Genomic DNA, 26,504 nt, shown 5'->3' with positions numbered 1-26,504 from the left:
CTTCTTTGACCCACTGACCCAGGAGACACACCATGAGCCTTTCTTCCCTGCCCGGCCTGAACTTCCAATTGGGCGAGGACATCGACGCGCTGCGCGACGCCGTGCGCGAGTTCGCCCAGAGCGAGATCGCGCCGCGCGCGGCCGAGATCGACCGCACCGACCAGTTCCCGATGGACCTGTGGCGCAAGATGGGCGAGCTGGGCGTGCTCGGCATCACCGTGCCCGAGCAGTACGGCGGCGCCGACATGGGCTACCTGGCGCACATGGTGGCGATGGAGGAAATCTCGCGCGCCAGCGCCTCGGTGGGCCTGTCCTACGGCGCGCACAGCAACCTGTGCGTGAACCAGATCAACCGCAACGGCAATGACGCGCAGAAGGCCAAGTACCTGCCCAGGCTCATCAGCGGCGAGCACGTCGGCGCGCTGGCCATGAGCGAGCCCGGCGCGGGCTCCGACGTGATCAGCATGAAGCTCAAGGCCGAGGACAAGGGCGGCTACTACCTGCTCAACGGCAGCAAGATGTGGATCACCAACGGCCCCGACGCCGACACGCTGGTGGTCTACGCCAAGAGCGAGCCCGAGCTGGGCGCGCGCGGCGTCACGGCCTTCCTGATCGAGAAGGGCATGAAGGGCTTCTCCATCGCGCAGAAGCTCGACAAGCTGGGCATGCGCGGCAGCCACACCGGCGAGCTGGTGTTCGAGAACGTCGAAGTGCCGGCCGAGAACGTGCTCGGCCAGGTCAACGGCGGCGCCAAGGTGCTGATGAGCGGCCTGGACTACGAGCGCGCCGTGCTCACCGGCGGCCCGCTCGGCATCATGCAGTCGGTGATGGACAATGTGGTGCCCTACATCCATGACCGCAAGCAGTTCGGGCAGAGCATCGGCGAATTCCAGCTCATCCAGGGCAAGGTGGCCGACATGTACACCGTGCTGCAGGCGGGCCGCTCGTTCGCCTACACCGTGGCGAAGAACCTCGACATGCTCGGCACGGACCACGTGCGCCAGGTGCGCAAGGACTGCGCCAGCGTGATCCTGTGGTGCGCCGAGAAGGCAACGTGGATGGCGGGCGAAGGCGTGCAGATCTTTGGCGGCAATGGCTACATCAACGAATACCCCCTGGGCCGTTTGTGGCGCGACGCCAAGCTGTACGAAATTGGCGCGGGCACGAGCGAGATCCGCCGCATGCTGATCGGCCGCGAACTGTTCGCGGAGACCTGCTGAGCCCCCGCGCCACCCCACAGACTTTAGGAAGCGACATGAGCACAACCTCCATTGAAGACCTTTTTGCCCACAACCGCACGTGGGCGTCCGAGATGGAGCGCGAGCGCCCGGGCTTCTTCACCGGCCTGATGGCCCAGCAGAAGCCCCGCTACATGTGGATCGGCTGCTCCGACAGCCGCGTCCCGGCCAACCAGATCACCGGGCTGGAGCCGGGCGAGGTGTTCGTGCACCGCAACATCGCCAACGTCGTGGTGCCCACCGACCTGAACTGCCTGTCCACCATCCAGTACGCCGTCGACCAGCTCAAGGTCGAGCACCTGATGGTGGTCGGCCACTACGGCTGCGGCGGCGTGCTGGCGGCGCTGGAGGACGTGCGCATCGGCCTGGCCGACAACTGGATCCGCCACGTGAAGGACGTGCGCGACAAGCACGCCGCCCTGCTGGAGCAGATGCCCGTGCCGAAGCGCCATGACGCGCTGTGCGAGCTCAACGCCATCGAGCAGGTGCTCAACGTCGCCCACTCCACCGTGATGCAGGACGCCTGGGCGCGCGGCCAGAAGGTGCAGATCCACGGCTGGTGCTACAGCCTGCAGAACGGGCTCATCACCAACCTGCACATGAGCGTGCCCGACGTGGGCGGGCTGGACAAGGCCTACCGCGAGGCCGTGGCCATGGTGGCCGCGCGCGAACGCGGCTGACCACGGCCGCGCGCCACGCCACGGGCCAGGGCATGTACCCCCAGCGCCTCGACGCCCCCCAGGCCTACGGCATCGCCAAGGCGATGCTCGACGGCTTCAACCGCCACTACCGGCTGTTCCGCACCGAGTCGGCGCGCGCCAAGCACCGCTTCGAGACCGCCGACTGGCACGGCCAGCAGCGCGCGCAGCGCGAGCGCATCGAGTTCTACGACCTGCGCGTGCGCGAATGCGTGCGCCGGCTCGAAAAGGAGTTCCAGGCCGGCGCGCAGGGCATGGACGTGTGGTACCAGGTCAAGCTGCACTACATCGGCCTGCTGGTGGCGCACTGCCAGCCCGAGCTGGCCGAGACCTTCTTCAACTCGGTCACCACCAAGATCCTGCACCGCACGCATTTCCACAACGACTTCATCTTCGTGCGCCCCGCCGTGAGCACGGAGTACATCGAGAGCCAGGACCCCGGCGCCCGCCCCAGCTACCGCGCCTACTACCCCCGGCCCGAGAGCCTGCGCGAGACGCTGGCGCAGGTCATCGCGGGCTTTGAATTGCAGCGCCCGTTCGAGGACCTGGAGCGCGACATCGGCTACGTGCTGGCCGCGCTGCAGCCGCGCATCGCCGGCTTCAAGCTGCGCGCCAACTTCCAGATCCAGGTGCTCTCCAGCCTGTTCTTCCGCAACAAGGGCGCCTACCTGGTCGGCAAGATCATCAACGGCTTTTCGTCCATGCCGTTTGCCCTGCCCATCCTGCACAACGAGGCCGGCCGGCTGTTCATCGACGCGGCGCTGTTCGGCGAGGACGACCTGCTCGCGCTGTTCAGCTTCGCGCGCGCCTACTTCATGGTGGACATGGAGGTGCCCAGCGCCTACGTGCAGTTCCTCGCCGGCCTGATGCCGCGCAAGCCGCTGGCCGAGCTGTACAGCGCGCTGGGCCTGGCCAAGCAGGGCAAGACGCTGTTCTACCGCGAGTTCCTCTGGCACCTCAAGCACTCCAGCGACCAGCTGCGCATCGCCCCCGGCATCAAGGGCATGGTCATGCTGGTGTTCGACCTGCCCAGCTTCCCCTACGTGTTCAAGCTCATCAAGGACGAGTTCCCGCCGCAGAAGGACACCACGCGCGAGCAGGTCGAATCGAAATACCAGCTCGTCAAGCGCCACGACCGCGTGGGGCGCATGGCCGACACGCTGGAGTACAGCCTGGTGGCGCTGCCGCGCGAGCGCTTTTCCGACGCGCTGATGGCCGAGCTGCTGGCGCACGCGCCGGGCCAGATCGAGGTCAGCGACCGCGACGGCGACGGCCAGCAGGAAGTCATCATCCGCCACCTCTACATCGAGCGCCGCATGGTGCCGCTGAACCTGTACCTGCAGGAAGCCTTCGACGCCGGCCTGGACGACCCGCAGGCGCGCCAGCAGATGGAGCGCAGCGTCATCGAGTACGGCAACGCCATCAAGGACCTCGTGGCCGCCAACATCTTCCCCGGCGACATGCTGTGGAAGAACTTCGGCGTCACGCGCGGCGGCAAGGTGGTGTTCTACGACTACGACGAAATCGAATACCTGACCGATTGCCACTTCCGCGCCGTGCCGCCGCCGCGCTGCGAGGAGGACGAGCTGTCGGGCGAAGTCTGGTGGAAGGTCGGCCCGCGCGACGTCTTTCCCGAAACCTTCGCCCCCTTCCTGCTCGGCAACCCGGCCGTGCGCGAGGTCTTCATGCGCCACCACGCCGACCTGCTCACGCCGCAGTACTGGCAGGCGCACAAGGAGCGCATCCAGCAGGGCCATGTCCACGACGTCTTTCCCTACCCCGCCGAGCGCCGCTTTTCAGCACGGGAACCTCTTTCCCCAACCACTTGAACCACTGCACAGGAGATGAACATGCAAGATCCCATCGTCATCGTTGGCGCCGCGCGCACGCCCATGGGCGCCTTCCAGGGCGACTTCGCCGACCTCGCGGCGCACGATCTGGGCGGCGCCGCCATCAAGGCCGCCGTCGCGCGCGCTGGCATCGCGCCCGAGAAGGTCGATGAAGTGCTTTTCGGCAACTGCCTCATGGCGGGCCAGGGCCAGGCGCCCGCGCGCCAGGCCGGCTTCAAGGGCGGGCTGCCGCGCAGCACCGGCGCCGTGACGCTGTCGAAGATGTGCGGCGCCGGCATGGAGGCCACCATCCTGGCGCACGACCAGCTCGTCGCCGGCAGCCGCGACGTGATGGTCTCCGGCGGCATGGAGAGCATGACCAATGCCCCCTACCTGCTCAAGAAAGGCCGCGGCGGCTACCGGCTGGGCCACGACAAGATCTTCGACCACATGATGCTCGACGGCCTGGAGGACGCCTACGAGGCTGGCCGCTCCATGGGCACCTTCGGCGAGGACTGCGCCGCCAAGTACCAGTTCACGCGCGCGCAGCAGGACGCCTTCGCCACGGCCAGCGTCCAGCGCGCGCAGGATGCTATTAAATCTGGAGCATTCAAGGCCGAGATCACCCCCGTGACCTTCACCACGCGCAAGGGCGAAGTCACCGTCGAGCAGGACGAAGGCCCGCCGAAGATCCGCCTCGACAAGATTCCCACCCTCAAGCCCGCGTTCAAGAAGGACGGCACCATCACCGCCGCCGCCAGCTCCAGCATCAACGACGGCGCCGCCGCCCTGGTGCTCATGCGCCAGTCCACCGCGCAGCAGCTCGGCTGCACGCCGCTGGCGCGCATCGTCGCCCACGCCACGCACGCGCAGGAGCCCGAGTGGTTCACCACCGCCCCCGTCGGCGCCACCGAGAAGGCCCTGAAAAAGGCCGGCTGGAAGGCCGAGGACGTGGACCTGTGGGAAATCAACGAAGCCTTCGCCGTCGTCCCCATGGCGCTGATGCACGACCTGAACGTGCCGCACGAGAAAGTGAACGTCAACGGCGGCGCCTGCGCGCTCGGCCACCCCATCGGCGCCAGCGGCGCGCGCATCCTGGTCACGCTGCTGCACGCGCTGCAGGCGCGCGGCAAGAAAAAGGGCCTGGCCACGCTGTGCATCGGCGGCGGCGAGGCCACGGCCATGGCCATCGAACTGGTGTAAAACCCCCGGAAACTCCTGTTTTAATAGCTGCCAGCGCTTGCTGTGCAAGGGCTGGCAGCTATTTTTATTGAGAATTCAGGTGGGGCGTGGCACGCCGGGGCGTGCCATTTTTCCTTTCCCCCACCCCGGGCCGGGGCGTTAGCATCGCCGGGCGGCGCGCCCTGCCGCGCGCTCCCACGCCTTCCGCCGCCCCTTCATGCCCCGCTCCCCCTCCGTCCTTTCCATGGCCCGGCTGCTGTGGCGCTTCGCCGCCATGCTGGCCGGCATTGGCGCCGCCACCTTGCTGGCCAGCGGCCAGCTCACCGAAAACACCCTGCACGCCGCGCAGCAAGAGGCCTTCACGGCGCGCTTCCAGCTCATGGCGCAGCGCGCCGCCGCCGCGGCCGAGAACGCCCTGGCGCTGCGCGTGCCGCCCACGCCCGATTCGCCCCTGGCCGGGCTGCTGGCGCGCGAGGCGGCCCTGGAGCCCGCCATGCGCTCCTTCGCCATCCTGTCCGCGCAGGAGCAGCCGCTGCTGTCGGCCCCGGTGCCTGCCGCGCCGCAGGCCACGGCCACGGCCCAGGTGCGCGCGCCCATCCGCAACGACCTGGGGGAAACCGTGGGCGCGGCCCTGCTGCGCTATGACGACCAGGCGCTCCAGACGGCGCGGCAGCGCCTGCACGACGCCGTCTGGCAGGCCGTGTGGCCGGCGCTGCTGCTGTGGTGCGGCGCCCTGGGCGGGCTGTGCTGGGCCCTGGTGCGCAGGCTGCGCCGCCATGCCGGGCCGCTGCCCGTGCCGGGCGGCGAGCGCGCGCTGCTGGCCGCCGCCGCCGCGCTGGGGCTGGGCCTGGCGCTGGCCTGGGTGGGCTGGCAGGCCACTGCCGCCGGGCAGGCCAGCATCCAGCCCGACCAGTTGGCCAAGGCGCGCGCCGTGGCGCGCTCCAGCGCCGCGCTGATCGCCCGTGCCCTCGAAGTGGGCGTGCCCGCGCAGGAACTGGTGGGGGTGCCGGCGCACGCCGCCGCGCTGCAGGCGCAAAGCCCCGAAATCGCGGCCCTGGCGGTGCGCACCCCTGGCGGCCAGCTGCTGGCCGGGCAGGCCCCCGCCCCTGGGGCCTGGACGGTGGCGGCCCCGGCCCTGGTGGCGGGTGTGCCCCAGGCCGAAGTGGTGCTCACCCTCGACCCCACCGTGCTGGCCCGCAAGCTGCAGGCCACGCTGCTGGACATGGCCTTCCTCGGCGCCGTGTGCCTGCTCATGGCCCTGGAGTGGGTGGCGCTGGGGCTGGGCACGCGCGGCGCGCGCGCCCTGGCCGCGTGGGAGGCGCGGCGCGGCCGCCTGGCGCGCCGGCCCCTGCCGCGCCCCGTGGTGGGGGCGGCCGCCGTGCGCCCCGCGCTGTTCCTGTTCATGCTGGCCGAGGAACTGACGCGCCCCTTCCTGCCCACCTGGGCGCGCACGCTGGCGCCGGGGGACTGGGGCCTGTCGCCCAACATGCTCGCCAGCCTGCCGCTGGTGGTGTTCCTGGCCGTGGTGGCGCTGCTGCAATGGCCGCTGGCCGCCTGGTCCGAACGCTTCGGGCGGCGCCGGGGCGTGGTCCTCGGGGCGCTGCTGGGTGCCGCTGGGCTGGCCTGGGCGGCGGCCTGGCCCAGCTACGGCGCGCTCGTGGCGGGGCGGCTGCTGGGGGCGCTGGGGTTCGCCATGGTGTTCGTGTCGGCGCAGGGCGCGGTGATCGACGGCTCCTCGGCGCAGGACCGCGCGCGCAGCCTGGCGCAGTTCGTGCGCGCCATCCTGGTGGCCGGCCTGTGCGGGCCGCCGCTGGGCGGCCTGGCGGCCGACCGCTGGGGCGCGCCGGCGGCCTTCGCGCTGGCCGCGTGCGTGGCCCTGCTGGCTGCGCTGGTGGCCTGGGGGCAGATGCCGCGCTCCGCCGCCCGCCCGGCGCCCGCGCCTGCGCCCGCGCAGGCCCTGCACGGCCTGCTGCGCCAGCCCGGGCTGGCCGGGTTGCTGCTGGGCTGCGCGCTGCCCGCCAAGCTGCTGCTGGCGGCCCTGTGCTTCTACCTGCTGCCCATGCATTTGCAGGACATGGGCCACGGCAGCGCCGTCACCGGCCGGCTGCAGACCATCTACCCGCTGACCATGGTGCTGCTGGTGCCGCTGGCCGCGCGCCTGGCCGACCGCTGGGGCCAGCGCAGCCGCTTCGTCTTCCTGGGCGGGCTGCTGGCCGGGGGCAGCGCCCTGCTGGCCTGGCCGGGCGGGGGCGGCGTGTGGCCCCTGGCGCTGGTGCTGCTGGGCCTGGGCCTGGGGCAGGCGCTGTCCATCACGCCGCAGTCGGCCCTGATCGCCGACCTGGCGCGCAGCCTGCCCGCGCGCCAGGGGGCCGGGGTGCTGGGGCTGTTCCGGCTCACCGAGCGCGGCGGCAGCGCGCTGGGCCCGGCGGTGGGCGCGTGGCTGCTGCCGGTGCTGGGCTTCGGCCCGGCGGTGGCGGCGGTGGGGGCGCTGGTGCTGGGCGGCAGCCTGGCCTACGGCTGGAGCCTGCGCGGCGCCCGCACAGCGGGGCGCGCGGCCTGACCTTTTTTGCACCTCGCTCCCTCAAATTACCCAATTTCAGGGATATGGCAACAGGGCACGAATCCATACAATCGCTTTCCCTTGGCATCCGGTTTCTGGATGATTTTGGCCTCCAGGCCTTGCCAGTAAAGCGCTGGAAGCTATAAAAAAAGGAGTTCTCGTGCCCCTCGCCCCCTCCTGCCTGGCCCGCCGGTGCACCGCCTTGCCGGGGCTGCGCGGGCAGCAAGCCAGAACGGCTTCAGCCCAACCAGACGGCATGGTGCGCGCGGCTGCCAAAAAATCCTGGCTTGCCGTCAAAACCTTGTGAGAGACTGCCCGCCATGTCACGCCGCCGCTTTCTTCGACACTGCCTGCACGGGGCCGGCCTGCCCCTGCTGGCGCCGCTGGCCGCTGCGGCCGCCCCGGCTGCAGGCAAGTCCCTGCACATCCTGATGATCACCTTCCGGGGCGAGACCGATGTGGACAAGGGCTTCCGCGCCTACCTGGCCGAGGCCGGGCTGCAGGTGCGCTACACCGTGCGCGACGTGCAGCAGGACGTGGGCCGCATCCCGGCCATCCTGGAGGAAGCGCGCGCGCTGGCGCCCGATCTCATCTACGTCTGGGGCACGCCCATCACCCTGGCCGTGGTCGGGGCCTACGACGATCCCGACCGGCAGCACTTCATCCATGACATTCCCGTGGTGTTCGCCCTCGTGGCGGCGCCCGTGCGCTCGCGCATCGTCGAGAACCTGGAGGCGCCGGGCCGCAACGTGACCGGTGCCGTGCACGTGGTGCCGTTCGACGTGCAACTGCGCGTGATGCAGCGCTACCGCCCGCTGCAGAAGCTCGGCGTGCTCTACACCGGCTCCGAGCCGAACTCGCGCGCCATCGTCGAGGTGGCGCGCAGCACCTGCCAGGACAGCGGCGTGGCGCTGCTGGAGCGCACCTTCCGCGCCAACGCCCAGGGCCAGCCCACGGCCGACGGCGTGGAGGAGCTGGTGGCGCAGCTCCAGGCCGAGGGCGCGCAGTGGCTCTACCTGCTGCCCGACACCTTCCTGGGCTCGGTCTACGCGCGCGTCACCCCCGCCGCGCTGCAGGCCAGGCTGCCCTGCTTCGGCGCGGCCGAGCTGGCCGTGCGCTCGGGCGCCGCGCTCACCGGGCTGGTCAGCCGCTACTACTCCGTGGGCCAGCTCGCCGGGGCCAAGGCGGTCGAGATCCTGGTGGGGGGCAAGTCGCCCGCCGCCATCCCGGTGGAGCGGCTCAAGCGCTTCTCGCTGCTGGTGAACATGCGCGTGGCGCACAGCCTGCGCCTGTACCCGCCGATCGACATGCTCAACTACGCCGAAGTCATTGCCGTGGGCGACGCGCCCCCCATCGCGTCATGAGCCACCGCCCCGTGCCTTCCCCCTCGCTCTCCCCGGCGGCGCTCGACTGGCGCCCGCTGCGGCCCGAAGACCTGCCGGCCATGCACGCGCTGCACCTGTGCAGCATCGCGGGCATGGCGGCGCAGACCGTCAAGCCCGAAACGCGCGAATTCCTGCACGGCCTGCTCCAGGGGCGTGGCCGCGTCATCGGCGCCTGGCAGGGCGGCGCGCTGGCGGCCTACGGCGTGCTGCAGCACGACCTGCTGGCGCAGGACGATCCGCGCGCGCTGCTCGGCCTGGCGCCCGGCCACGCGCTGTACAAGCTGGCTGGCGCGGCCGTGGCGCCCGCATGGCGCGGCCAGGGCCTGCAGCGCCAGCTGATCGCGCGGCGCGTGGCCTGGGCTGGCGATGCGGCGCTGTTCGCCACGGCGGCCCCCGGCAACGTGGCCAGCTGGCGCAGCCTGCTGGCCTGCGGCTTCATGGTGCGCGCGCTGCAGTACCGCTACGGCGGGCATGCGCGCTACCTGCTGGCGCGGGTGCCGGGCGAGCTCGCGCCAGACGCGCCCGCCCGGGAGCTGCCGCTGGACGACCTGCCGCGCCAGGAGGCCCTGCTGGCCCGGGGCTGGCGCGGCATCGCGCCGGGCCAGGCCCCGGGCAGCCTGCGCCTGGCGGCGCCAGCCGGAGGCGGGCAGCCATGAATGCCACGCACGACGGGCCGCGCCTGTCCCTGGACTTCGATGCGCTGGCGCACAACTGGCGCACCGTGGGCGCGGCCGGCGCGGGCCAGCCCGTCGGCGCCGTGGTGAAGAACGACGCCTACGGCCTGGGCGTGGCCGCCGTGGTGCCCCGGCTGTGGGCGCTGGGCTGCCGTGAATTCTGGGTGGCCACGCTGCACGAGGCGCTGGCCGTGCGTGGCAGCCTGCAGGAGGGCGCCGCGGGCGCGGCGCGCATCCTGGTGCTCAATGGGCTGGCCGGCGCCCGCCCGGAAGACTTCGCCGCGCAGGGGCTGACGCCGGTGCTCACCGGCCCCCACGAGCTGGCGCCGCTGGCGGGCTACGCCGCGCGCGCCGGCGCGCGCCTGCCGGTGGCGGTGCACCTGGACACGGGCCTGACCCGCCTGGGCTTTGGCGCCGCGCAGCTGCAGGCGCTGCAGCCCCACGGCGCCCTGTGGCGCGATGCGCAGGCCACCCACTGGGTCACGCACCTGGGGCGCTTTCACGACCCCGAGGCGCCGCAGTGCCTGCTGCAGCGCGAGCGCTTTGTGCAATGGACGGCGCAACTGCCCCCGGCGCTGCGCAGCATTGCCACCTCGTCGAGCGTGTTCGCCGGGCCCGGCTGGCATTTCGACCACGCCCGCGTCGGCAGCGCCCTGTGGGGCGTGCCCGCCAGCCAGCGGGCGGCCCCGGCGCTGCGCCCCGTGGCCAGCCTGCATGCGCCCGTGCTGCGCGTGGCCGACGTGCCCGCGGGCACCGAGGTGGGCTACGCCGGCAGCTACACCACGCCGGGGCCCCGGCGCATCGCCACCGTGGCCCTGGGCTATGGCGACGGCCTGCCGTTCGGCCTGGTGAACCGCGGGCACCTCGTGCTGGCCGGGCGGCAAGTGCCCATCGTCGGCGGCGTGGCCATGGGCATGGTGGCGGTGGATGTGAGCGCCTGCGCGCCCGGCGAGGTGCGGCCCGGCATGTGGGCCGAGGTGTACGGCGCCCGGCAGCCGGTGCAGGCGCTGGCCGCCGCCGCCGGCGTGGCCGCGAACGTGCTGCTCGCGCTGTCGGCCCGGCTGGCGCCGCGCTGCGCGGCCTGGCAGGACGCCGCCACGGAGGTGGCCGCATGAAGCTGCTCACGCGCATCTACGCCATCGCCCTGCTGGCGCTGCTGGCGCTGCTGGCGGCGCTGCTGCTGCTGGCCCAGCAGGCCCAGCAGACGCGCCAGGCCGAGCTGCAGGCCCTGCGCGACGGCCACTTGCTGCGCAACCTGCGCACCGCCGCCGAGAACTACCTCGCCACGGGGCTGCAGCTGGAGCAGCTCGAAGTCCTGCAGCAGGTCATCGCGCGCGAGCAGGCCGCATTCGCCGGGGTGGTGGCCATCGACGTGTTCGCCGCCGGCGGCACCGTGCTCTACAGCACCGACGTGGGCAACCGCGGCACCCAGGTGCCCGAGGGCTGGCGCGCCTGGCTGGCGCGCGACCTGCCGTGGGACAGCGCCGCGCCGGGCCAGCGCCAGATCGGCACCCGCTTCGAGAACGACCTGGGCCAGGCGGCCGGGGGCATCGTGGTCACCTTCTCCACCGTGGCCGCGCCGCTCACGCTGGCCCAGTGGTACGAGCGCGGCCAGCAGGCGGTGCAATGGCTCGCCATGCTGGCGCTGGCGTGCGCGGCCGTGGCGGCGCTGCTGTACGCCGGGCTGCGGCAGGCGCTCAAGCCGTATGGCGACGCGGCCCGGGTGCTGCAGGGCGCGCCCGCGCAGCCGGGCGCGGCCACGCCCCTGGTGCAGGCTGCCCAGGCCCAGCGTGTGCGCTGGGACGCGGCGCGCCAGCGCTACCAGCAGGGCATGCGGCAACTGGAGGAGCTCGACCATGAGGCATGACAGCGCATGGCAGGACCTGCGCTGGCGCGTCGGCCTGTGGGTGTTCGCCGTGCTGGCGGGCGTGGGCAGCGCCTGCGCCGCCTGGACGCTGCACGGGCTGCGCGCCAGCGGCGAGCGCGCCGCGAACCAGGACGTGCAGGCCATCGCCCAGTCCGTCGCGCAGACCCTGGCCCAGCAGCTCGGCCGGGCGGTGCGCCTGGGCATTCCGCTGGCCGAGCTGCCCGGCGTGCCGCCCTACCTGGAGGCCACCTTGAAGCGCCAGCCCGTGCTCAGCGCCCTGGCCGTGGAGCAGGCCGACGGCACCCCCCTGCACGCCGTGGGGCGGCCGCTGGCGCCGGGGGCGGTGCGCGTGCCCATCGTGTCCGGCGCCGCGGCGCTCGCACCGGGCGCCGCGCCCGCGGGCTTCGTCGTGGCGGGCACCGAGAGCGCTGCCGCGCTGCCGGGCAGCCAGGGGCAGGCCCTGTGGCTCAGCGCCGTGGCGGTGCTGGGCACGGCGCTGGCGGCGGCGCTCTGGGCGGCGCTGCGCCCTGGCGCCCGCCTGGAGGCCCAGCGCCGCGCCGTCCTGGCACGGCTGCAGCAGGGCCGCGGCGACGGCCTGCCGCCGCCCGAAGGGCGGGGGCGCGCCGATGGACTGCAACTGGTGCTCGACACCCTGGCCCAGGGCGACGACGAGCAGCGCGCCGCGCACGAGGCCCTGCAGGCCTACGCGCACGAACTGCTGACGATGGATTTCGACGGCCACATGCGTGCGGGCATCGAGCGCATCGTGCGCCAGGCCGCGGAGACACACTGAGATGAAACAACACCCCCCTGAGGCGCTTCGCGCCTTCCCCCCGCTCTCGCATGGCTGCGCCATGCGGGCAGGGGGACGCCACCAGCGCGGCGGGGCGGCCCTTGCGCGGTGGCCCGCGCATGGGCCGCGCCGGTTTCATGGGCTGCGGGTGGCGCGTGGCGCCATGGATAACTGACATGCTGCTGCGCACACGCATCACTGGAATCGCCGCGGCCGGGCTGCTGTTCTCCGCGCTGTGCCTGCTGGGCGGCAGCCTGCTGCACGAGCAGCTGCTGCGCCAGCGCCTGGCCGCCACCGCCCAGAGCGCGCAGGCGGCGCTGTGGGCCGAGGCGCTGGCCGCCGAGGACCGCGCGCTCGATGAGTCCACCGACAAGCTGCTCCTGGTGCCCCAGTTCCAGCGCGGCGTGCGGCTGGGCGACAGCGACGACCTGGCCCAGGCCATGGAGCGCGAAGGGCTGCTGCCCGGGCCGGACGGGCCGCTGGCCCTGGTGGCGCTGCTGGGCATGGGCAGCGCGCCCATGCTCTGGGGGCAGACGCTGGACAGCCCCCTGCTCGACGCCGACAGCCTGGAGCGCGCCAGCGTGGGCGACGCCGTGGACGGCCTGCGCCTGGTCGGCAGCAGCAAGGTGCTGGTGCTGTCCACGCGCCGCCTGGCGGGGCAGGGCGATGCCGCCGTGCTGGTGCTGGCGCGCGACGCCGGCCATGCCCTGGCGCAGATGGCCCGGCGCACGGGCGCGGCGGTGGCCCTGCTCGACCTGCACGGGCGCCTGCTGCGCACCACCGATGCCGCGCTGTGGCAGGCGGCGGCCCCGCACGTGGCGCTGCGTGGCGCCCAATACGCCGAGCTGGAGCTGGACGCGCGCAGCTACACCGTCAGCAGCATGCCGGTGAACGACCTAGCTGGCCATGCGGCGGGCACGCTGGTGACGCTGGCCGACCACACCCAGGACGCCGAGGCCAGCCGCTTCCTCGAACGCCTGGCGCTGGGCGGCACGGCGGCGCTGGTGCTGGCCGTGCTGCTGGGGCTGAACTGGTACCTGCGGCGCAGCCTGCAGCCGCTGGAAAAGTCCATCGACGCGCTGCAGGCCCTGGCGCAGGGCGACGCCAGCGTGCACCTGCCCTACAGCGGCAACGACGAAATCGGGCGCATCGCGCAGGCCGTGGCCACGTTCCGGCGCAACGCCCAGGAGCTGGCCGCCACGCGCGCGCTGCGCGAGCGCGTGCGCCGCCGCCAGGAGCGCCTGCTGCGCACCAAGCTGCAGGCGCTGGCCCAGGCCACGCACCAGCCGCTCGATTTCGAGGCCGGGCGCAGCGAGGAGGAGCAGCTGCGCCAGCTCGCGGGCGTGATGAACGAGCTGTCGGGCCGCCTCATCGACCAGCACCAGCGCCTCACCGGCATGGTGCAGGAGCTGCGCGAGGCGCTCATCACCAAGAACCGCCTGGCCGGGCTGGAGCAGGAGCTGCAGATCGCTGCGCAGGTGCAGCTCAGCATCCTGCCGCGCCAGCCGCCGCAGGACGCGCGCGTGCAGTTGCACTGCCACATCACGCCGGCGCGCGAGGTCGGGGGCGACTTCTACGACTACTTCTTCATCGACGACGCGCACCTGGGCTTCGTCATCGCCGACGTGTCGGGCAAGGGCGTGCCGGCGGCGCTGTTCATGACCATCACGCGCACGCTGCTCAAGGCCACGGCGCAGTTCATCGCCGAGCCCACGCGCTGCGTGGCGCAGCTCAACGACCTGCTGGCGGCGGAGAACGACCAGATGATGTTCGTCACGCTGTTCTACGGCGTGCTGCACCTGGAGAGCGGGCATGTGCGCTACGTCAACGCCGGGCACAACCCGCCCTACCTGCTGCGCGGCGACGGCAGCGTGGCGCCGCTGGCGCGCACCGGCGGCGTGGCCGTGGCGGTGAGCGAGGGCTTCGCCTACCGCCATGGCAGCGTGGATCTGCAGGCCGGCGACCAGCTCTTTCTCTACACCGACGGCGTGACCGAAGCCTTCGACCCCGACGGGCAGGAGTACGGCGACGCGCGCCTGGGCCAGGCCCTGCACGCCGCGCTGGCCGCCACCGACCACGCGCCCGCGCACATCGCCGCCCAGGTGCTGGCCGACGTGCACGCCTTCGAGCGCGGCGCGCCCCAGGCCGACGACATCACCTGCGTGGCGCTGCGCTACCTGGGTCATCAAAAATAGGAGCTGCTGGCGCTTGATTGGCAATGGTTTGACAGTGTTTTTATTGTGAAGTGACCGCCAATCAAGCGCTAGCAGCTCCTGAAAGAATAGCGGCGCCTTGCGCTGGCACGGCATCGCGGCAGCGCGGGACGGGTTCCCTCGCCCCGGACGCAGGCGCCCAACATCGTCCCGGGCGGCGCGTGCGCCCGTTACTAGAATTTCCCAGCCCTCTGGAGGACATGCCTTGAAAATCCCCTGCGACCCTTGCGACAGCGCCGCCACGGCGCCGGACAGCGTGCAGCGCTTTTGCGCCCACACCACGCCCTATGCGCCCGAGGCGCAGACCGAGGCCGGCTTCATCGCCGCCATGCGCGACCTCACGCGCTGGCACCAGCAGCGCTCGCCCTGGTACCGCGCGCTGCTGGCGCAGCAGGGCGTGCGGGTGGACGCGCTGGCCACGCTGGACGACCTCGTCGCCCTGCCGCCCGTGCACGCCAACTTCTTCAAGCAGCACGAGGCGCTGTCGGTGCCCGAAGACGCCGTGGCCCTGCACCTCACCTCCTCGGGCACCACGGGGCAGAAGTCGCAGATGTTCTTCGACGCCTTCACCATCGGCAACGCGCGCCGCATGGTGGACGACGTGATGCAGGCGCGCGGCGTGGCCAGCAGCGCGCCGGCCAACTACCTGGTCAACGCCTACGAGCCCTACGAGGGCCTGCGCGTGGGCACCTCCAACACCAACCAGTACCTGATGCGCTACGCGCCGCCGGCCAAGGTGTTCTGGTCGCTGCGCGCCGTGGGCGAGGGCCAGCACGAGTTCGACGCCTTCGGCGCCCTGGCGGCGCTGCAGGACTATGCGCAGGACGGCGTGCCGGCGCGCATCATCGGCTTCCCGGCCTTCCTGCACTTCGCGCTGCAGCGCATGCAGCGCCTGGGGCTGGCGCCGCTGCGCCTGCCCGAAGGCAGTTGCGTGATCTTCGGCGGCGGCTGGAAGGGCCACGCCGACCAGGCCATCGCCAAGGACGTGCTGCACGCCAGCATCACCCACTGGCTGGGCATCGCGCCCGAGCGCATCGTCGAAACCTTCGGCGCGGTGGAGCACAGCATTCCCTACGTCGGCTGCACGCGGCACCGCCTGCACGCGCCCATGTGGTCGCGCGTGCTGGTGCGCGACGTGCGCACCCTCGCGCCCGTGCCCGACGGCCAGCCGGGCTTCCTGTCCTTCCTCTCGCCCTACATCACCTCGGTGCCCGCGCACAGCGTGGTCATGGGCGACCTGGCCGTGCGCCACTCTGCCGGCAGTTGCGGCTGCGGCTGCCCCACGCCGTGGTTCGAGGTGCTGGGCCGCGCCGGCACGTCGAGCAACAAGAGCTGCGCTGCCGCCGCTGCGGATCTGCTGCCCTCGGCCTGAAAGGAATTCCATGCACACGACCGACTTGACGCCCGAGACCGGCACGCACTACTGGTTCGGCCAGTGGATCGCCGCCGATGCCTTGCCCCAGGCCCTGCAGGGCCTGGGCGCGCACATCGACGCCACGCTGCCCCGGCCCTTCCCGCTGCAGGCGCTGCTGGCCGCCTGCGACCGCCTGGCGCAGCAATTGCAGGCGCGCAGCGGCTGCCATGCCGCGCTGTTCGAGGAAGCCTGCCGCACCTGCCCGCCCGAGGACGCCGACGCCATGCTGCAGGCCATGGCCGCCATGCTGGCGCGCGACGCCATGCAGGAGAAGCTGCGCAGCGAACTCGGCAGCGCCCACCCCGGCGCGCTGCAGCGGCGCTACCCCGGGCGCCAGTACGAGGCCTGGGCGCCCTGCGGCTGCGTGGTGCACGTGGCGCCGTCCAACGTCTTCACGGCCGCCGCCATGGGCCTGGTCGAGGGGCTGATGGCGGGCAACGTCAACGTGGTCAAGACCAGCGCGCGCGACGGCCGCGTGGCCGCGCTGTTCGCCGCCGCGCTGGCCGGTGCCGACCCGTCTGGCCAGCTCGCCGCCTACATGGCCGTGCTGCGCCTGCCGTCGAGCGACCAGGGCGCGCTGCGCCAGCTCTTCGCCTGCGCCGACGTGGTCTCGGCCTGGGGCGGCGAGAAGGCCGTGGCCGCCGTGCGCGCGCTGGTGCCGGCGCATGCGCGCCTGGTGACCTGGGGGCACAAGGTCTCGTTCGGCTATCTGGCGGCCGACTGCCTGGACGACGACACCGCGCTGGAGGGCTTCGCGCGCGACATCTGCCGCCTCGACCAGCAGGCCTGCTCCAGCCCGCAGACCCTGATGGTGGAGACCGACGCGGCCGGCCTGCACGCCGTGGCCGCGCGCCTGGCGGCGCTGCTGGCGCGCGTCTCGCCCCAGATTCCCGGCCAGCAGCCCGACAGCGCCGAGCAGGCCGAGATCACCACCGTGCTCAGTGTGGCGCGCTGCGAGGCGCCGCTGGGCCTCACGGCGGTCACTGAAGACCCGCAGGGCCAGTGGCGCATCGTGCTCGACACGCGCCCAGGGCTGCGCCCCTCGCCGCTGTTTCGCACCATCTGGCTCAAACCGGTGCAGCGCGCGCAGCTCGCCGCCCTGCTGCGCCCCATGCGCGCCTGGCTGCAGACCTGCGGGCTGGCCGCGGGCCTGGCCAGCGTGGCGCCGCTGGCGCGCGTGCTGCTGTCGGCGGGCGTGAGCCGCATCACCCGCCCCGGCGAGATGGTGGACAGCTACCTGGGCGCGCCGCACGACGGCGTGTACGCCCTGCAGCAACTGGCGCGGCGCGTGTCGGTCGATGGGCCGCCCGTGCTCCAGCACTTCGGCCAGCTCGACGCGCTGGAGCCGCCGCAGAGGCTGCCCGCGCCGCGCGGGCCCATCCTGGACAAGAGCGGCTTCCAGTCCCTGGAGGCGCGCGACCCGCAGGCCGGCCTGGTGGTGCGCAGCGGCGGCTCCAGCGGCAAGGTGGCGTACTCCAGCTTCCGCTGGGCCGACTACCACGCGCAGATGGCCGCCACCGCCGACGGCATGGTGGCCGCCGGGCTCGACCCGGCCACCGACCGCGTGATGAACCTGTTCGCCGCGGGCCACCTGTACGGCGGCTTCATCAGCTTCTGGACCATCCTGGAGCACCTGCGCGTGCTGCAGCTGCCCATGGCGCTGCTGCCGGACTACGAGCTGATCGCCGAGCAGATCATCGAGCACCAGGCCAACACCCTGGTCGGCGTGCCGCCGCACCTGCTGGCGCTGTTCACCGCGCAGGGCGAGCGCCTGCGCGCCTGGGGCGGGGTGAAGAAGATCTTCTACGGCGGCGAGCCGCTGTCGGCCGCGCAGGAGCGCTTTTTGACCGCGGAATGCGGCGTGGCGCTGGTGCGCTCGGCCGCCTACGGCTCCAACGACGCCGGCCCCATGGGCTACCAGTGCCTGCACAGCGGCGGCACCGTGCACCACCTGCACACGCGGCTGCAGACGCTGGAGATCGTCGAGCTGGAGCGCGACGCCCCGGTGCAGGGCGACGCCGTGGGCCGCCTGCTGTTCACGCCGCTGGCGCGTAGCGCCCCGCGCATCGAGCGCTACGAGATCGGCGACATGGGCCGCTGGGTGAGCGGCCCCTGCGCCTGCGGCCGCCAGGAGCCGCGCTTCGAGCTGCTCGGGCGCCTGGGCGACGTGTTCAAGGCCGGCCCGCTGATGAACTACCGCCATTTCGCCGATACGCTGGGCCAGCGCTTCGGCTACGCCGGGGCGGTGCAGTTGCACGTGCAGAGCGATGGCCCGCGCACGCTGCTCGACATCTGGGTCAGCGATCTGTGGGACGACCGCCGCAGCGATGCCGTGGTGGCCGAGCTGTTCGCCAGCTACGAGCCGCTGCAGTGCGTGGCCGAGGCCGCGCTGCCGTTCGTGCTGCGCATCCGCCGCGTGCCCGATGCCGACTTTGTGCGCAACGCGGCCAGCGGCAAGCTCATCCATGTCTGCGACCACCGCGCCGGAGCCTGAACCATGTCTTCTCTGTCCCCCGACCGTGCCTTGGGCGAGCTGCTGGCCTTCGCCCGCGCGCACTCGCCGTTTTATAGAGACTTCTACGCGGCTGTCCCCCCAGGCAGCACGCGGCTGGCCGACTACCCCGTGCTCGACAGCCAGCGCTTCTGGGCCGCCAACACCGTGCAGGGCAACCAGGTGTTCACCGCGCCGGTCACCGAAGGCATCACCTTCAAGAGCGGCGGCACCACCGGCCAGCCCAAGTACTCGGTGTTCACGCACGCTGAGTGGCGCCGCTTCACCGACGCCTTCGGGCAGGGCATGCGCCGCGCCGGGCTGCAGCCCGGCGACCGCATCGGCAACCTGTTCTACGCCGGCAAGCTGTACGCGTCGTTCCTGTTCATCGCGCGCTCCATCGAGGCGGCGGGCGTGGGCATCTGCTACCCCGTGGCGGGCGACGACCTCGACGAAATCCTCGCCACCTGGCGCCAGTTCGACCTGAACGTGCTCGCCGGCGTGCCGACCACGCTCATGAAGCTGCTGGAGCAGCTCACGCCCGAGGACCGCGCGCGCCTGCGCCTGCAGACCTTTCTGTACGGCGGCGAGCCCATGTTCGAAGACCAGATCGCCGCCGTGCAGGCTGTGTTCCCCGGCTGCCAGGTGCGCTCCATCGGCGTGGCCGGGGTGGACTACGGCGAGCTCGGCTGGGCCAGCCCCGGCGGCGCGCCGGGCGTGCACCACTGCTTCGACGAGAGCACCGTCATGGAACTGCTGGACGAGCACGGCCAGCCCATCGAGGCCACGGGCCAGCCCGGGCGCATCGTGCTCACCAACCTGCACCGCCGGCTCATGCCCATCGTGCGTTACCCGGTGGGCGACCAGGGCGAGTGGCTCGATCCGCCCGGCACGCCGGCACGGCGCTTTCGCCTGCTCGGGCGCACCGAGGAGGGCGCGCGCATCGGCCCCATGACGCTGTACATCGACGACGTGCGCCAGGCGCTGCACGCGCTGGAGCATTCCGGCACGCCGCTGGGGCTCAAGGACTTCCAGCTCGTGGTCACGCACCACGCCCGGCGCGACGCCTGCTGCCTGCGCATCGCCGTGGCCGAGCCGCAGGCGCATGGCGCGGCCGCGAGCCAGCGCGTGGCGGACGGCATCTACGCCGCGCGCCCCATGTTCCACGACCTGCTGGCGCAGGCGCTGGTGCATCCGCTGGAGGTGCAGTGGGTGGCGCTGTCCGCGCTGCACACCAACCCGCGCACCGGCAAGCTGCTGCGCGTGGTGGACCAGCGCCATGGCTGATCCCGCCGCCATCGCCCCCTGGCTGCATCTGAGCCTGCCCGCCACCGCGCGGGCGCTCGGCCCGCTGCAGGCGCTGGTGCTGGCCCAGGCGCAGGCGCTGGGCTTCGGGCACGTCGCGCAGCAGCGCATGCGCGCCGCCTGCGACGAGGCCCTGGCCACCATCCTGCGCCTGAGCCACGACGCCAGCGCCGATGCCGACAACGTGCTGCAGGCGCACCTGGGCGTGGAAGACGGCGCGCTGCTGCTGCGCCTGTGCGACAACGGCCTGCCCTACGACATGAGCCTGCTGCCGTCCTACAACCCGCGCCGGCCCGAGCAGGCGCGCGAGGACGCGGCGGGCCTGGCGGCCTTCCTGATGCAAAAGCTCGCCGACCGCTGCCAGGTGCTTAACCAGGGGCAGCAGGGCCACCACGTGGAACTGCACTGGCGCCTGCCCGACGCTGCGGCGGAGGATGCGCTGGCCGGCGACGGCGCCGACGTGCCGGAGCTGCCCGCGCCCGCGGCCCAGGCGCCCGCGATCCGCCCGCTGCGGGCGCCCGACGCCATCCACCTGGCGCGGCTGATGTACCGCAGCTACGGCTACTCCTACGTCAACCCCGACATGTACATCGCCGAGCGCATCCTGGCGCGCGTGGGCGACGGGCGCCTCACCTCCTGGGTGGCCGCCGTGCCCGGCGAGGCGGCTCCCGTGGGCCACATCGCCTTCATGAAGGCGCACCGCGACGACGACACGCTCGAAGTCGGCGCCGCCGTGGTGGCGCCGCAGCAGCGCGGCGGCGGGCTGCTGGGCGCGCTGCTGTCCACCGCCACCGAGGCGCTGCGCCAGCGCCCCGAGCGCGCGGCCTTCGTGCACGCCGTCACGGCGCACCCCTTCACGCAGAAAACCTTCGGCCGCCTGGGCTACCTGCCCACGGCGCTGCTGCTGGCCTACACGCCGGCCAGCCTGCGCTTTCGCAGCATCGGCGCGCGCCCCACGGGCGAGCGCGGCAGCGTCTACTACGCCTGCAAGCTGCTGCGCCCCGCCGCGCCGCAGCCCGTGTACCTGCCCGAAGCGCTGCAGCCGCTGGTGCTGCCGCGCGCGCACGACATCGGCCTGCCGCTGCAGCCCCAGCCCCTGCCCGCGGCGCCGCTGGAGGGCGCCACCGACCTGCAGGTGCAGGCCGAGGCCGCGCTCAACGCGGCCTTCCTGACCCTGCGCCACGCCGGCGCCGACCTGGCGCCCGTGCTGCGCCGCACGCTGCGCCAGCTGTGCCGCGCGCACGTGGACGCGGTGTACCTGAGCCTGGACCTGGGCCAGCGCGCCACCGGCGCGGCCTGCGCCGAGGCGCTGGCGCAGGGCTTCATCGCGGCCGGGCTCACGCCCTTCATGCCCTGGCCCGCCACGCTGTGCCTGCAGTACCTGAACAACCAGACGCTGGAGGAAGCGCGCGTATGCGCCGTGGGCCCCGCCGCCGAGGCCCTGCGCAGCGCGGTCTTCACGGCCTACCGGGCGCAGGAGCTGCTGTAGGTGCTATTGAATAAGGAGCTGCCAGCGCTTGTTGTACAAGGAATTCAGATGCTTTTGTGTCTGAATGACTTGCGTGGAAAGCGCTGGCAGCTCCTTTTTTGAGAGCGCCGTATGAAACTGGCACGGCCCAGGCCAGGCAGCCGCGGAGCTGGCTTTGCCAGGCCGCTGGCTGCGTCCCCCTCCCGGAGCGCGCAGCGCGCAGAGAGAGGGGGAAGCGGCGCAGCCGCTCAGGGGGTGCTTCAACCTAGATTCGGCAGTTGACCGCTTGCAATCGTCAGGAGAGCCGTATGGATACTGACTTTCGCTGCTTCGCTGGCGTTCACCTGTTGGGTGAGAGCGCTACGCACTCGCCAGCACCGCGCTCGGCGCGCCATGCGGCGTTGCTCCTCCTTGCGGGCAGGAGCCCGCCGCGTCGTCGCGCCTTGCCTGGCACGCCGATCACGGCACTGACGAGCGCGTTCAACTGCCGAATCTAGGTTCAATTCTCGAACGTCAGCCGCAGCGTGCACAGCCCATCGGCGTTGCTGCTGGCGCGGGCGCTGTGGGCCGACTGGCCGACCAGGTAGCCGGCCATCTGCAGCTCGGCCTCGGTGCTGGCCATCAGCTCCTCGGCCGAGGGGGGCTGCTTGGCCAGCGGCAGCAGGCCGCCGCGGTAGCGCACGATGAGGGTGAAGATGTATTCGTCGAAGCCCGTCTCCACTTCGATCTCGCTCAGCGGGCCGGCCACCAGGTGGTGGCTGGTGAGCGCTTCCACCACCTGCCAGCCCACCAGCTCGGCGCGCCGCACGGGCTCGTGGCGCGCGCCCCAGAGCCGGCCCTGGCCTTCGAGGAATTCGGTGATGTCGTCCAGCGTGGTGCTGGCCAGCACGAAGCGCTTGCGCGTGCCCTGGCGGATGCCCAGGCGGAACACCGAGGACATCAGCACCGTCACGCACACCCCCGCGGCCAGGCCCGACAGCGCCACGTAGGCCAGCGCGGGCCAGAGCTTCTGGATGGCCGGCTGGATGACCGGCATGCCCGTGCCCACCACCAGCCCCAGGCCCACGGCCAGCACGCGCCGGTTGTCCAGCATGCGCGAGGCGATGAGCTGCAGGCCGCTCAGGGTGGTGAAGGTGGCCAGGTACAGCAGCAGCGCGCCCATCACCGGCGCGGGCAGCAGCAGCCAGGCGCCGATGAGCTTGGGCACCAGCGCCGCCAGCAGCAGCAGGGCGGCGGTCCAGTAGCCCAGGTAGCGGCTGGCGCTGCCCGAGGCGGCGGCCAGGCTCACCGCGCCGCCGCTGGCGGCCAGCGGCAGGCCGTTGACCAGCGCGGCGAACAGGTGCGCCACGCCCTCGGCGCGCACGCCGCGCGCCAGCGGGCGCAGGTGCGGGCGCACCCAGTCGGCGTCGGCGCTGCGCTGCACGATGGTCTGCGTTCCCATGGAGGTGAGCGCCAGCGCGAACCCGGTCACCGCATACGGCACGATGGCCCCGGCCTCGAAGCGCCAGCCGAACGCCGGCAGCTGCGGCAGGCGCAGCCAGGGCAGCGCCTGCCAGGCCTGCACCTGCTCGGGCAGCAGGCCCAGCAGCAGGCTCAGGGCCATGCCCATCAGCAGCCCGGCCAGCGGCGCCAGCAGCTTGAGCAGGCCCCTGGCCCAGACGTTGCAGCCCACCATGGTGGCCAGGGCCAGCGCGCCCGCCAGCAGCGACGTGCCCGACAGCGGCTGGCTGTAGGCGCTGGCGCCGAACATCTGCTGCAGGCCCAGCGCGCCCAGGCCCAGGCCGATGAGCATCACCGCCACGCCCGAGACCTCGGTGGTGAAGACGTTGCGCATGCGCAGGATGAGGAAGCTGAAGCCGATCTGCGTCAGCCCCACCACCCAGACCATGCCGAACACCGCGTCCAGCCCGCTGCCGGGCAGGCTGGCCACCAGGTACATGCCCGGCAGCACTGCGCCCGTGGTCTGCAGCGGGTAGTAGTAGCCCGCGCCGAGGTAGCGCAGCGCCCGCACCTGCAGCACGATGACCAGCGCCGACACCAGCAGCGTGGCCGAGGCGATGTTCAGGAACCCGCCCGGCTCGGGCAGCCCGCTGGCGCGCGCGTAGATGTCGGGGATGACCATGAGCGCGCCCAGGAAGGCGAGCTGCTGCAGCGCCAGCCCCAGCGCCAGCCGGGCGGGCAGCGGGTCGTTGACGCCGAAGGCGATGTTGTCGGGACGCCTCATGCGCCAACCTCTGTCAGTCGAGCACGGGCATCAGCTGCGTGCCGCCGGGCTCGGTGGCCCAGAGGTCGCCCGTGTCCAGGTCGAACCACCAGCCGTGCAGCACCAGGTTGCCTGCCTCGACGCGCTCGCGCACCCAGGGGTAGGTCATGAGGTTCTTCAGCGAGCCGGCCACCGAGGCGCGCTCGACCAGCGCAGGGTTGTCCTTCAGGCGCTCCAGCGGGGCCAGCAGGGGCTGGCCCTGGGCGTCCTTCTCGGACAACTGCAGGCGGCTGGCGTCCAGCGCCATCGACACCCAGTTGCCGATGAAGTCGCTCTGCAGCAACTGGCCGCCCGCAGCGCCCAGCATGGCCTTGATGCCGCCGCAGTGCGCGTGGCCCAGCACGATGATGTGGTCCACCTTCAGGTGGAGCACCGCGTATTCGATGGCCGCGCCCGCGCCGTCGAAGTGGCGCTCGGGGTCGTAGGGTGGCACCAGGTTGGCCACGTTGCGCACCACGAAGAGCTGGCCCGGGTCGGCGTCGGACAGCAGCGTCGGGTCCACGCGCGAGTCGCTGCACGAGATCACCAGCGCCGGCGGGGCCTGGCCGAGATCGACCAGGCGGCGCATCAGGTCGTTGTTCTTTTCATAGAAGCGCTGGCGGAAGTGCTTGATGCCTTCGAACAGGTGGCTGATGTCGCGGCAGGCGGCGCCGGGAGCGTGCGTATGGTCGTGATGGGCCAAGATGGTTTCTCCAAGGGTCGGTCGGTACGGGTGCGAATGCTGCCACGGCAGCCGGCGGGAATGGATGAATCGGGGCGATGTTTTTAAGTGGCCAGCTCCAGCTCCAGCTCCAGCAGCAGCACGTTGCGCTGCCCCTCGCGCCGGTACAGCAGCTGGCGCAGGTAGTGGCGCATCAGGCGCAGGCCGTGGCCGCCGATTTCGGCGTCGTCCAGCGACGCGGCCAGCTCCGGCGAGGCCTGGGCCGTGGGGTCGAAGGCCTCGCCGTCGTCCTCGATGCGCAGCGCCAGGCCGCCGGGCGTCGGGCCGCAGGCCAGCCACAGCCGGGCGTCCTGGCCGTCGGCGCGCCGGGCGTGGGAGGCGACGTTGGCCAGCGCCTCGTCGGCGCACAGGGTGAGCGCGAACAGGGCCTTGGGCGGCCAGCCGTGCTGCGCGCCCAGGGCTTCGAGCCAGGCCAGGGCGCTGGCCACGGCCGGCGCGCCGCTGCCGGGCGCCAGCCGGTCGGGCTCGGCCGTCCAGGGCGGCCACGGCGGGTCGGTGGGGGCTGTGGTCATGGCAGGTTCTTTCACGCTCAGTGTTCGAAGTGCAGGCGCAGCACGGACTGGCCCGCGTCGGCGCCGCTGCCCGCGCTGGCGCTCACGCCGTCGGCCAGGTGGCGCAGCAGCAGGCCGGACATCTGCGCCAGCGCTGCGTCGATGGCGCTGTCGTCGCCGTCCAGCAGGCCGGCCGGTGCCGGCATGCCGGGTGTGGCGGTGGGCAGAAGCAGCGGGGCGCCGCTGTGCAGCAGCTCCAGGTCCAGGTTGAATTCGTCGAAGCTGCCGCGGATGCCGGTGACCTGGCGCGGCCCGCCCGCGCTGGCGGCAATGGCCTCGGCCGCCTCCAGCGCGGCCAGCGCGGCGCGCTGCACCACGGCGCGGCGCGCCCCCCAGGCGGCGCCACGGGTCTCGACGAAGCCGGTGATGTCGGCGTGCAACTGCGGGCTGCCGGCCTGCAGCGGCTGCGCGGCGCGCTGCCCGGTGCCGATGCGCAGCACCAGGTTCAGCACGATGACCAGGATGCCCGCGACCACGAAGCCGTCGCCCACCAGGAAATGCAGCGACTGCGGCACGTGCTGGGCCAGCTGCGGCAGCTGCAGCAGCGCCAGCCCGGCGCTGAGCGACAGGCCCACGGCGAAGATGGCGCGGCTGTCCATGGCGCGCGAGGCCACCAGTTCCATGCCCGACACCATCAGAAAGCCCGCCGCGTACAGCCCCACCGCGCCCAGCACGGGCTCGGGGATCAGCGTCAGCGCCATGGTCAGCTGCGGCAGGAAGGCGATCAGCGCCAGCAGCGCCGCGGCGGCGAAGCCCACCACGCGCGCCGTGGAGCGCGTGGCGTACACCAGCGCGATGTTGGCCGAGCTGACGCAGGTGGGAAAGCCGCCCAGCAGGCCCATGGCCAGGTCGCCCAGGCCGTTGGCCTTGATGCCGCTGGCCACGGCCTGCATGTTGGCGCGCTTCCAGTCGGCGTCGTCCATCTTGTCGAGCATGATGACGCTGCCCAGCATGTCCAGCTGCGTGAGGACGGCCACCAGGGCCACCGCCACCATCATCCCGGCGTCCAGGCTGAACACGGGCGCCGCCACGGCGGGCAGCGCCACCAGCGGCACGCCCTGCAGCGCCTGCGCGCCTTCGAGCCGCCCCAGCAGCGCGGCCAGCGCCACGCCGGCGCCGATGGCCAGCAGCAGCGCCATGAGGCGCAGGCGCCGGCCCCACACCGACAGCACCACGATGCCGCCCAGCGTCACCCCCGCCACCAGGGCGCTGGCGCCGTCCACGTGCCATTGGCCGTCGCCCACGCCCAGGGCGTGGCGCACCGACGAAGACACCAGCGCCATGCCGCCCATGCAGATCACCACGCCCACCACGGGCGGCGGGAACAGCGCGCGCATGTGGCGCACCAGCGGCGCCATGGCCAGCGCCACCAGGCCGTAGACCAGCGCCGCCGCCGCCATGCCGCCCGGGCCGTGCGCGGCCACCAGCGCGGCGCCGAAGGCGATCATGAACGGGTTAGGCATGTGCACCAGCAGCGCGCCGCTGCCCCAGCGCCCGCCCCAGGCCTGCAGCGCGGTGCACAGGGCCATGCCCAGCAGCGTCATGGCCACCATGGACTGCGTGCCCCAGCGGTCCAGCCCGGCCATGCGCGCCGTGACCAGCACGTAGGCGATGAAGGCCATGGCCGTGGCCGCGTGCTGCGCGCCCAGCACCAGCAGCGTGGCCAGGGGCGGGCGTTCGCCGGCGGCGTACACCAGGTCGGGCGGGCGGCGCCGCACGGGCAGGGCAGGCAGGCGCAGGGCGGGCAAGGGCATGGGACAGTGGCGGCGTGGAAAGTAAAAACGCCGCGCTATCATCGCGGCGGCTTGCATTCTGCGATAAACCACGCCTTCGCCCACAGAGATTTTTTGCC

The 26,504-nt window shown here is 72.5% G+C and carries 19 protein-coding genes; 15 read left to right on the top strand and 4 right to left on the bottom strand.

All coding sequences use genetic code 11. The annotated features are described in order from the left end of the window. Positions 1-32 precede the first annotated feature (32 nt). The 15 genes from YS110_12735 to YS110_12665 all read left to right on the top strand — a co-directional run bounded on the left by YS110_12735 (position 33) and on the right by YS110_12665 (position 21,138). Positions 33-1,220, top strand: a complete 1,188-nt coding sequence (locus YS110_12735) for an isovaleryl-CoA dehydrogenase (GenBank protein UJB65555.1) — start codon at positions 33-35, stop codon at positions 1,218-1,220. A 35-nt stretch (positions 1,221-1,255) separates the two neighbouring features. Next, entirely contained in the window at positions 1,256-1,918 is a 663-nt protein-coding gene (gene can, locus YS110_12730) for a carbonate dehydratase (protein ID UJB65554.1), read from the top strand. Between the two features lie 32 nt (positions 1,919-1,950). Beyond that, positions 1,951-3,765 carry a bifunctional isocitrate dehydrogenase kinase/phosphatase gene (gene aceK / locus YS110_12725; GenBank protein UJB65553.1) on the top strand — a complete coding sequence of 605 codons (1,815 nt, stop codon included), beginning with the start codon at positions 1,951-1,953 and terminating at the stop codon, positions 3,763-3,765. Between the two features lie 21 nt (positions 3,766-3,786). Then, positions 3,787-4,968, top strand: coding sequence for an acetyl-CoA C-acyltransferase (locus YS110_12720; GenBank protein ID UJB65552.1), 1,182 nt, complete (start codon positions 3,787-3,789; stop codon positions 4,966-4,968). Positions 4,969-5,164: 196 nt separating this feature from the next. Then, positions 5,165-7,507 (top strand): MFS transporter, encoded by a 2,343-nt coding sequence (locus YS110_12715; protein ID UJB65551.1) that lies wholly within the window; start codon positions 5,165-5,167, stop codon positions 7,505-7,507. Between the two features lie 320 nt (positions 7,508-7,827). Then, a complete protein-coding gene (locus YS110_12710) occupies positions 7,828-8,871 on the top strand; it encodes an ABC transporter substrate-binding protein (GenBank protein UJB65550.1) in 1,044 nt (347 codons plus the stop codon). After that, positions 8,868-9,548 (top strand): hypothetical protein, encoded by a 681-nt coding sequence (locus YS110_12705; GenBank protein ID UJB65549.1) that lies wholly within the window; start codon positions 8,868-8,870, stop codon positions 9,546-9,548. The genes YS110_12710 and YS110_12705 overlap by 4 nt, the downstream gene beginning before the upstream one ends. Next, complete coding sequence (gene alr, locus YS110_12700; GenBank protein UJB65548.1) at positions 9,545-10,681, top strand: alanine racemase; 1,137 nt, start codon at positions 9,545-9,547, stop codon at positions 10,679-10,681. Before YS110_12705 ends, alr begins: the two co-directional genes overlap by 4 nt. After that, entirely contained in the window at positions 10,678-11,433 is a 756-nt protein-coding gene (locus YS110_12695; GenBank protein UJB65547.1) for a hypothetical protein, read from the top strand. The genes alr and YS110_12695 overlap by 4 nt, the downstream gene beginning before the upstream one ends. Further along, a complete protein-coding gene (locus tag YS110_12690; GenBank protein ID UJB65546.1) occupies positions 11,423-12,226 on the top strand; it encodes a hypothetical protein in 804 nt (267 codons plus the stop codon). The genes YS110_12695 and YS110_12690 overlap by 11 nt, the downstream gene beginning before the upstream one ends. A gap of 176 nt (positions 12,227-12,402) precedes the next feature. After that, entirely contained in the window at positions 12,403-14,421 is a 2,019-nt protein-coding gene (locus YS110_12685; GenBank protein UJB65545.1) for a SpoIIE family protein phosphatase, read from the top strand. 346 nt (positions 14,422-14,767) lie between these two features. Continuing rightward, positions 14,768-15,811 (top strand): acyl-protein synthase, encoded by a 1,044-nt coding sequence (locus YS110_12680; protein ID UJB67444.1) that lies wholly within the window; start codon positions 14,768-14,770, stop codon positions 15,809-15,811. A 10-nt stretch (positions 15,812-15,821) separates the two neighbouring features. Beyond that, positions 15,822-18,347: a hypothetical protein gene (locus tag YS110_12675; GenBank protein ID UJB65544.1), complete on the top strand. Its 2,526-nt coding sequence runs from the start codon at positions 15,822-15,824 to the stop codon at positions 18,345-18,347. Positions 18,348-18,350: 3 nt separating this feature from the next. After that, the gene (locus YS110_12670; GenBank protein UJB65543.1) at positions 18,351-19,631 is read left to right on the top strand and encodes a phenylacetate--CoA ligase family protein; all 1,281 of its coding nucleotides are present in this window, start codon (positions 18,351-18,353) and stop codon (positions 19,629-19,631) included. After that, on the top strand, positions 19,624-21,138 hold the full coding sequence (locus YS110_12665; protein UJB65542.1) for an ATP-binding protein: 1,515 nt from the start codon (positions 19,624-19,626) through the stop codon (positions 21,136-21,138). The genes YS110_12670 and YS110_12665 overlap by 8 nt, the downstream gene beginning before the upstream one ends. 478 nt (positions 21,139-21,616) lie before the next feature. On the opposite strand, the gene YS110_12660 is transcribed toward YS110_12665, so the two are convergent. The 4 genes from YS110_12660 to YS110_12645 form a co-directional block, all read right to left on the bottom strand. Beyond that, complete coding sequence (locus YS110_12660) at positions 21,617-23,341, bottom strand: purine/pyrimidine permease (GenBank protein UJB65541.1); 1,725 nt, start codon at positions 23,339-23,341, stop codon at positions 21,617-21,619. 13 nt (positions 23,342-23,354) lie between these two features. Continuing rightward, positions 23,355-23,948 (bottom strand): carbonic anhydrase, encoded by a 594-nt coding sequence (locus YS110_12655; GenBank protein ID UJB67443.1) that lies wholly within the window; start codon positions 23,946-23,948, stop codon positions 23,355-23,357. A gap of 197 nt (positions 23,949-24,145) precedes the next feature. After that, complete coding sequence (locus YS110_12650) at positions 24,146-24,613, bottom strand: ATP-binding protein (protein ID UJB65540.1); 468 nt, start codon at positions 24,611-24,613, stop codon at positions 24,146-24,148. Between the two features lie 17 nt (positions 24,614-24,630). Next, positions 24,631-26,406: a purine/pyrimidine permease gene (locus YS110_12645; protein ID UJB65539.1), complete on the bottom strand. Its 1,776-nt coding sequence runs from the start codon at positions 26,404-26,406 to the stop codon at positions 24,631-24,633. Positions 26,407-26,504: the final 98 nt, after the last annotated feature.

Source organism: Acidovorax sp. YS12 (assembly GCA_021496925.1).
Taxonomy (GTDB): Bacteria; Pseudomonadota; Gammaproteobacteria; order Burkholderiales; family Burkholderiaceae_C; genus Paenacidovorax.
This window is presented reverse-complemented; position numbering and strand designations above follow the sequence as displayed.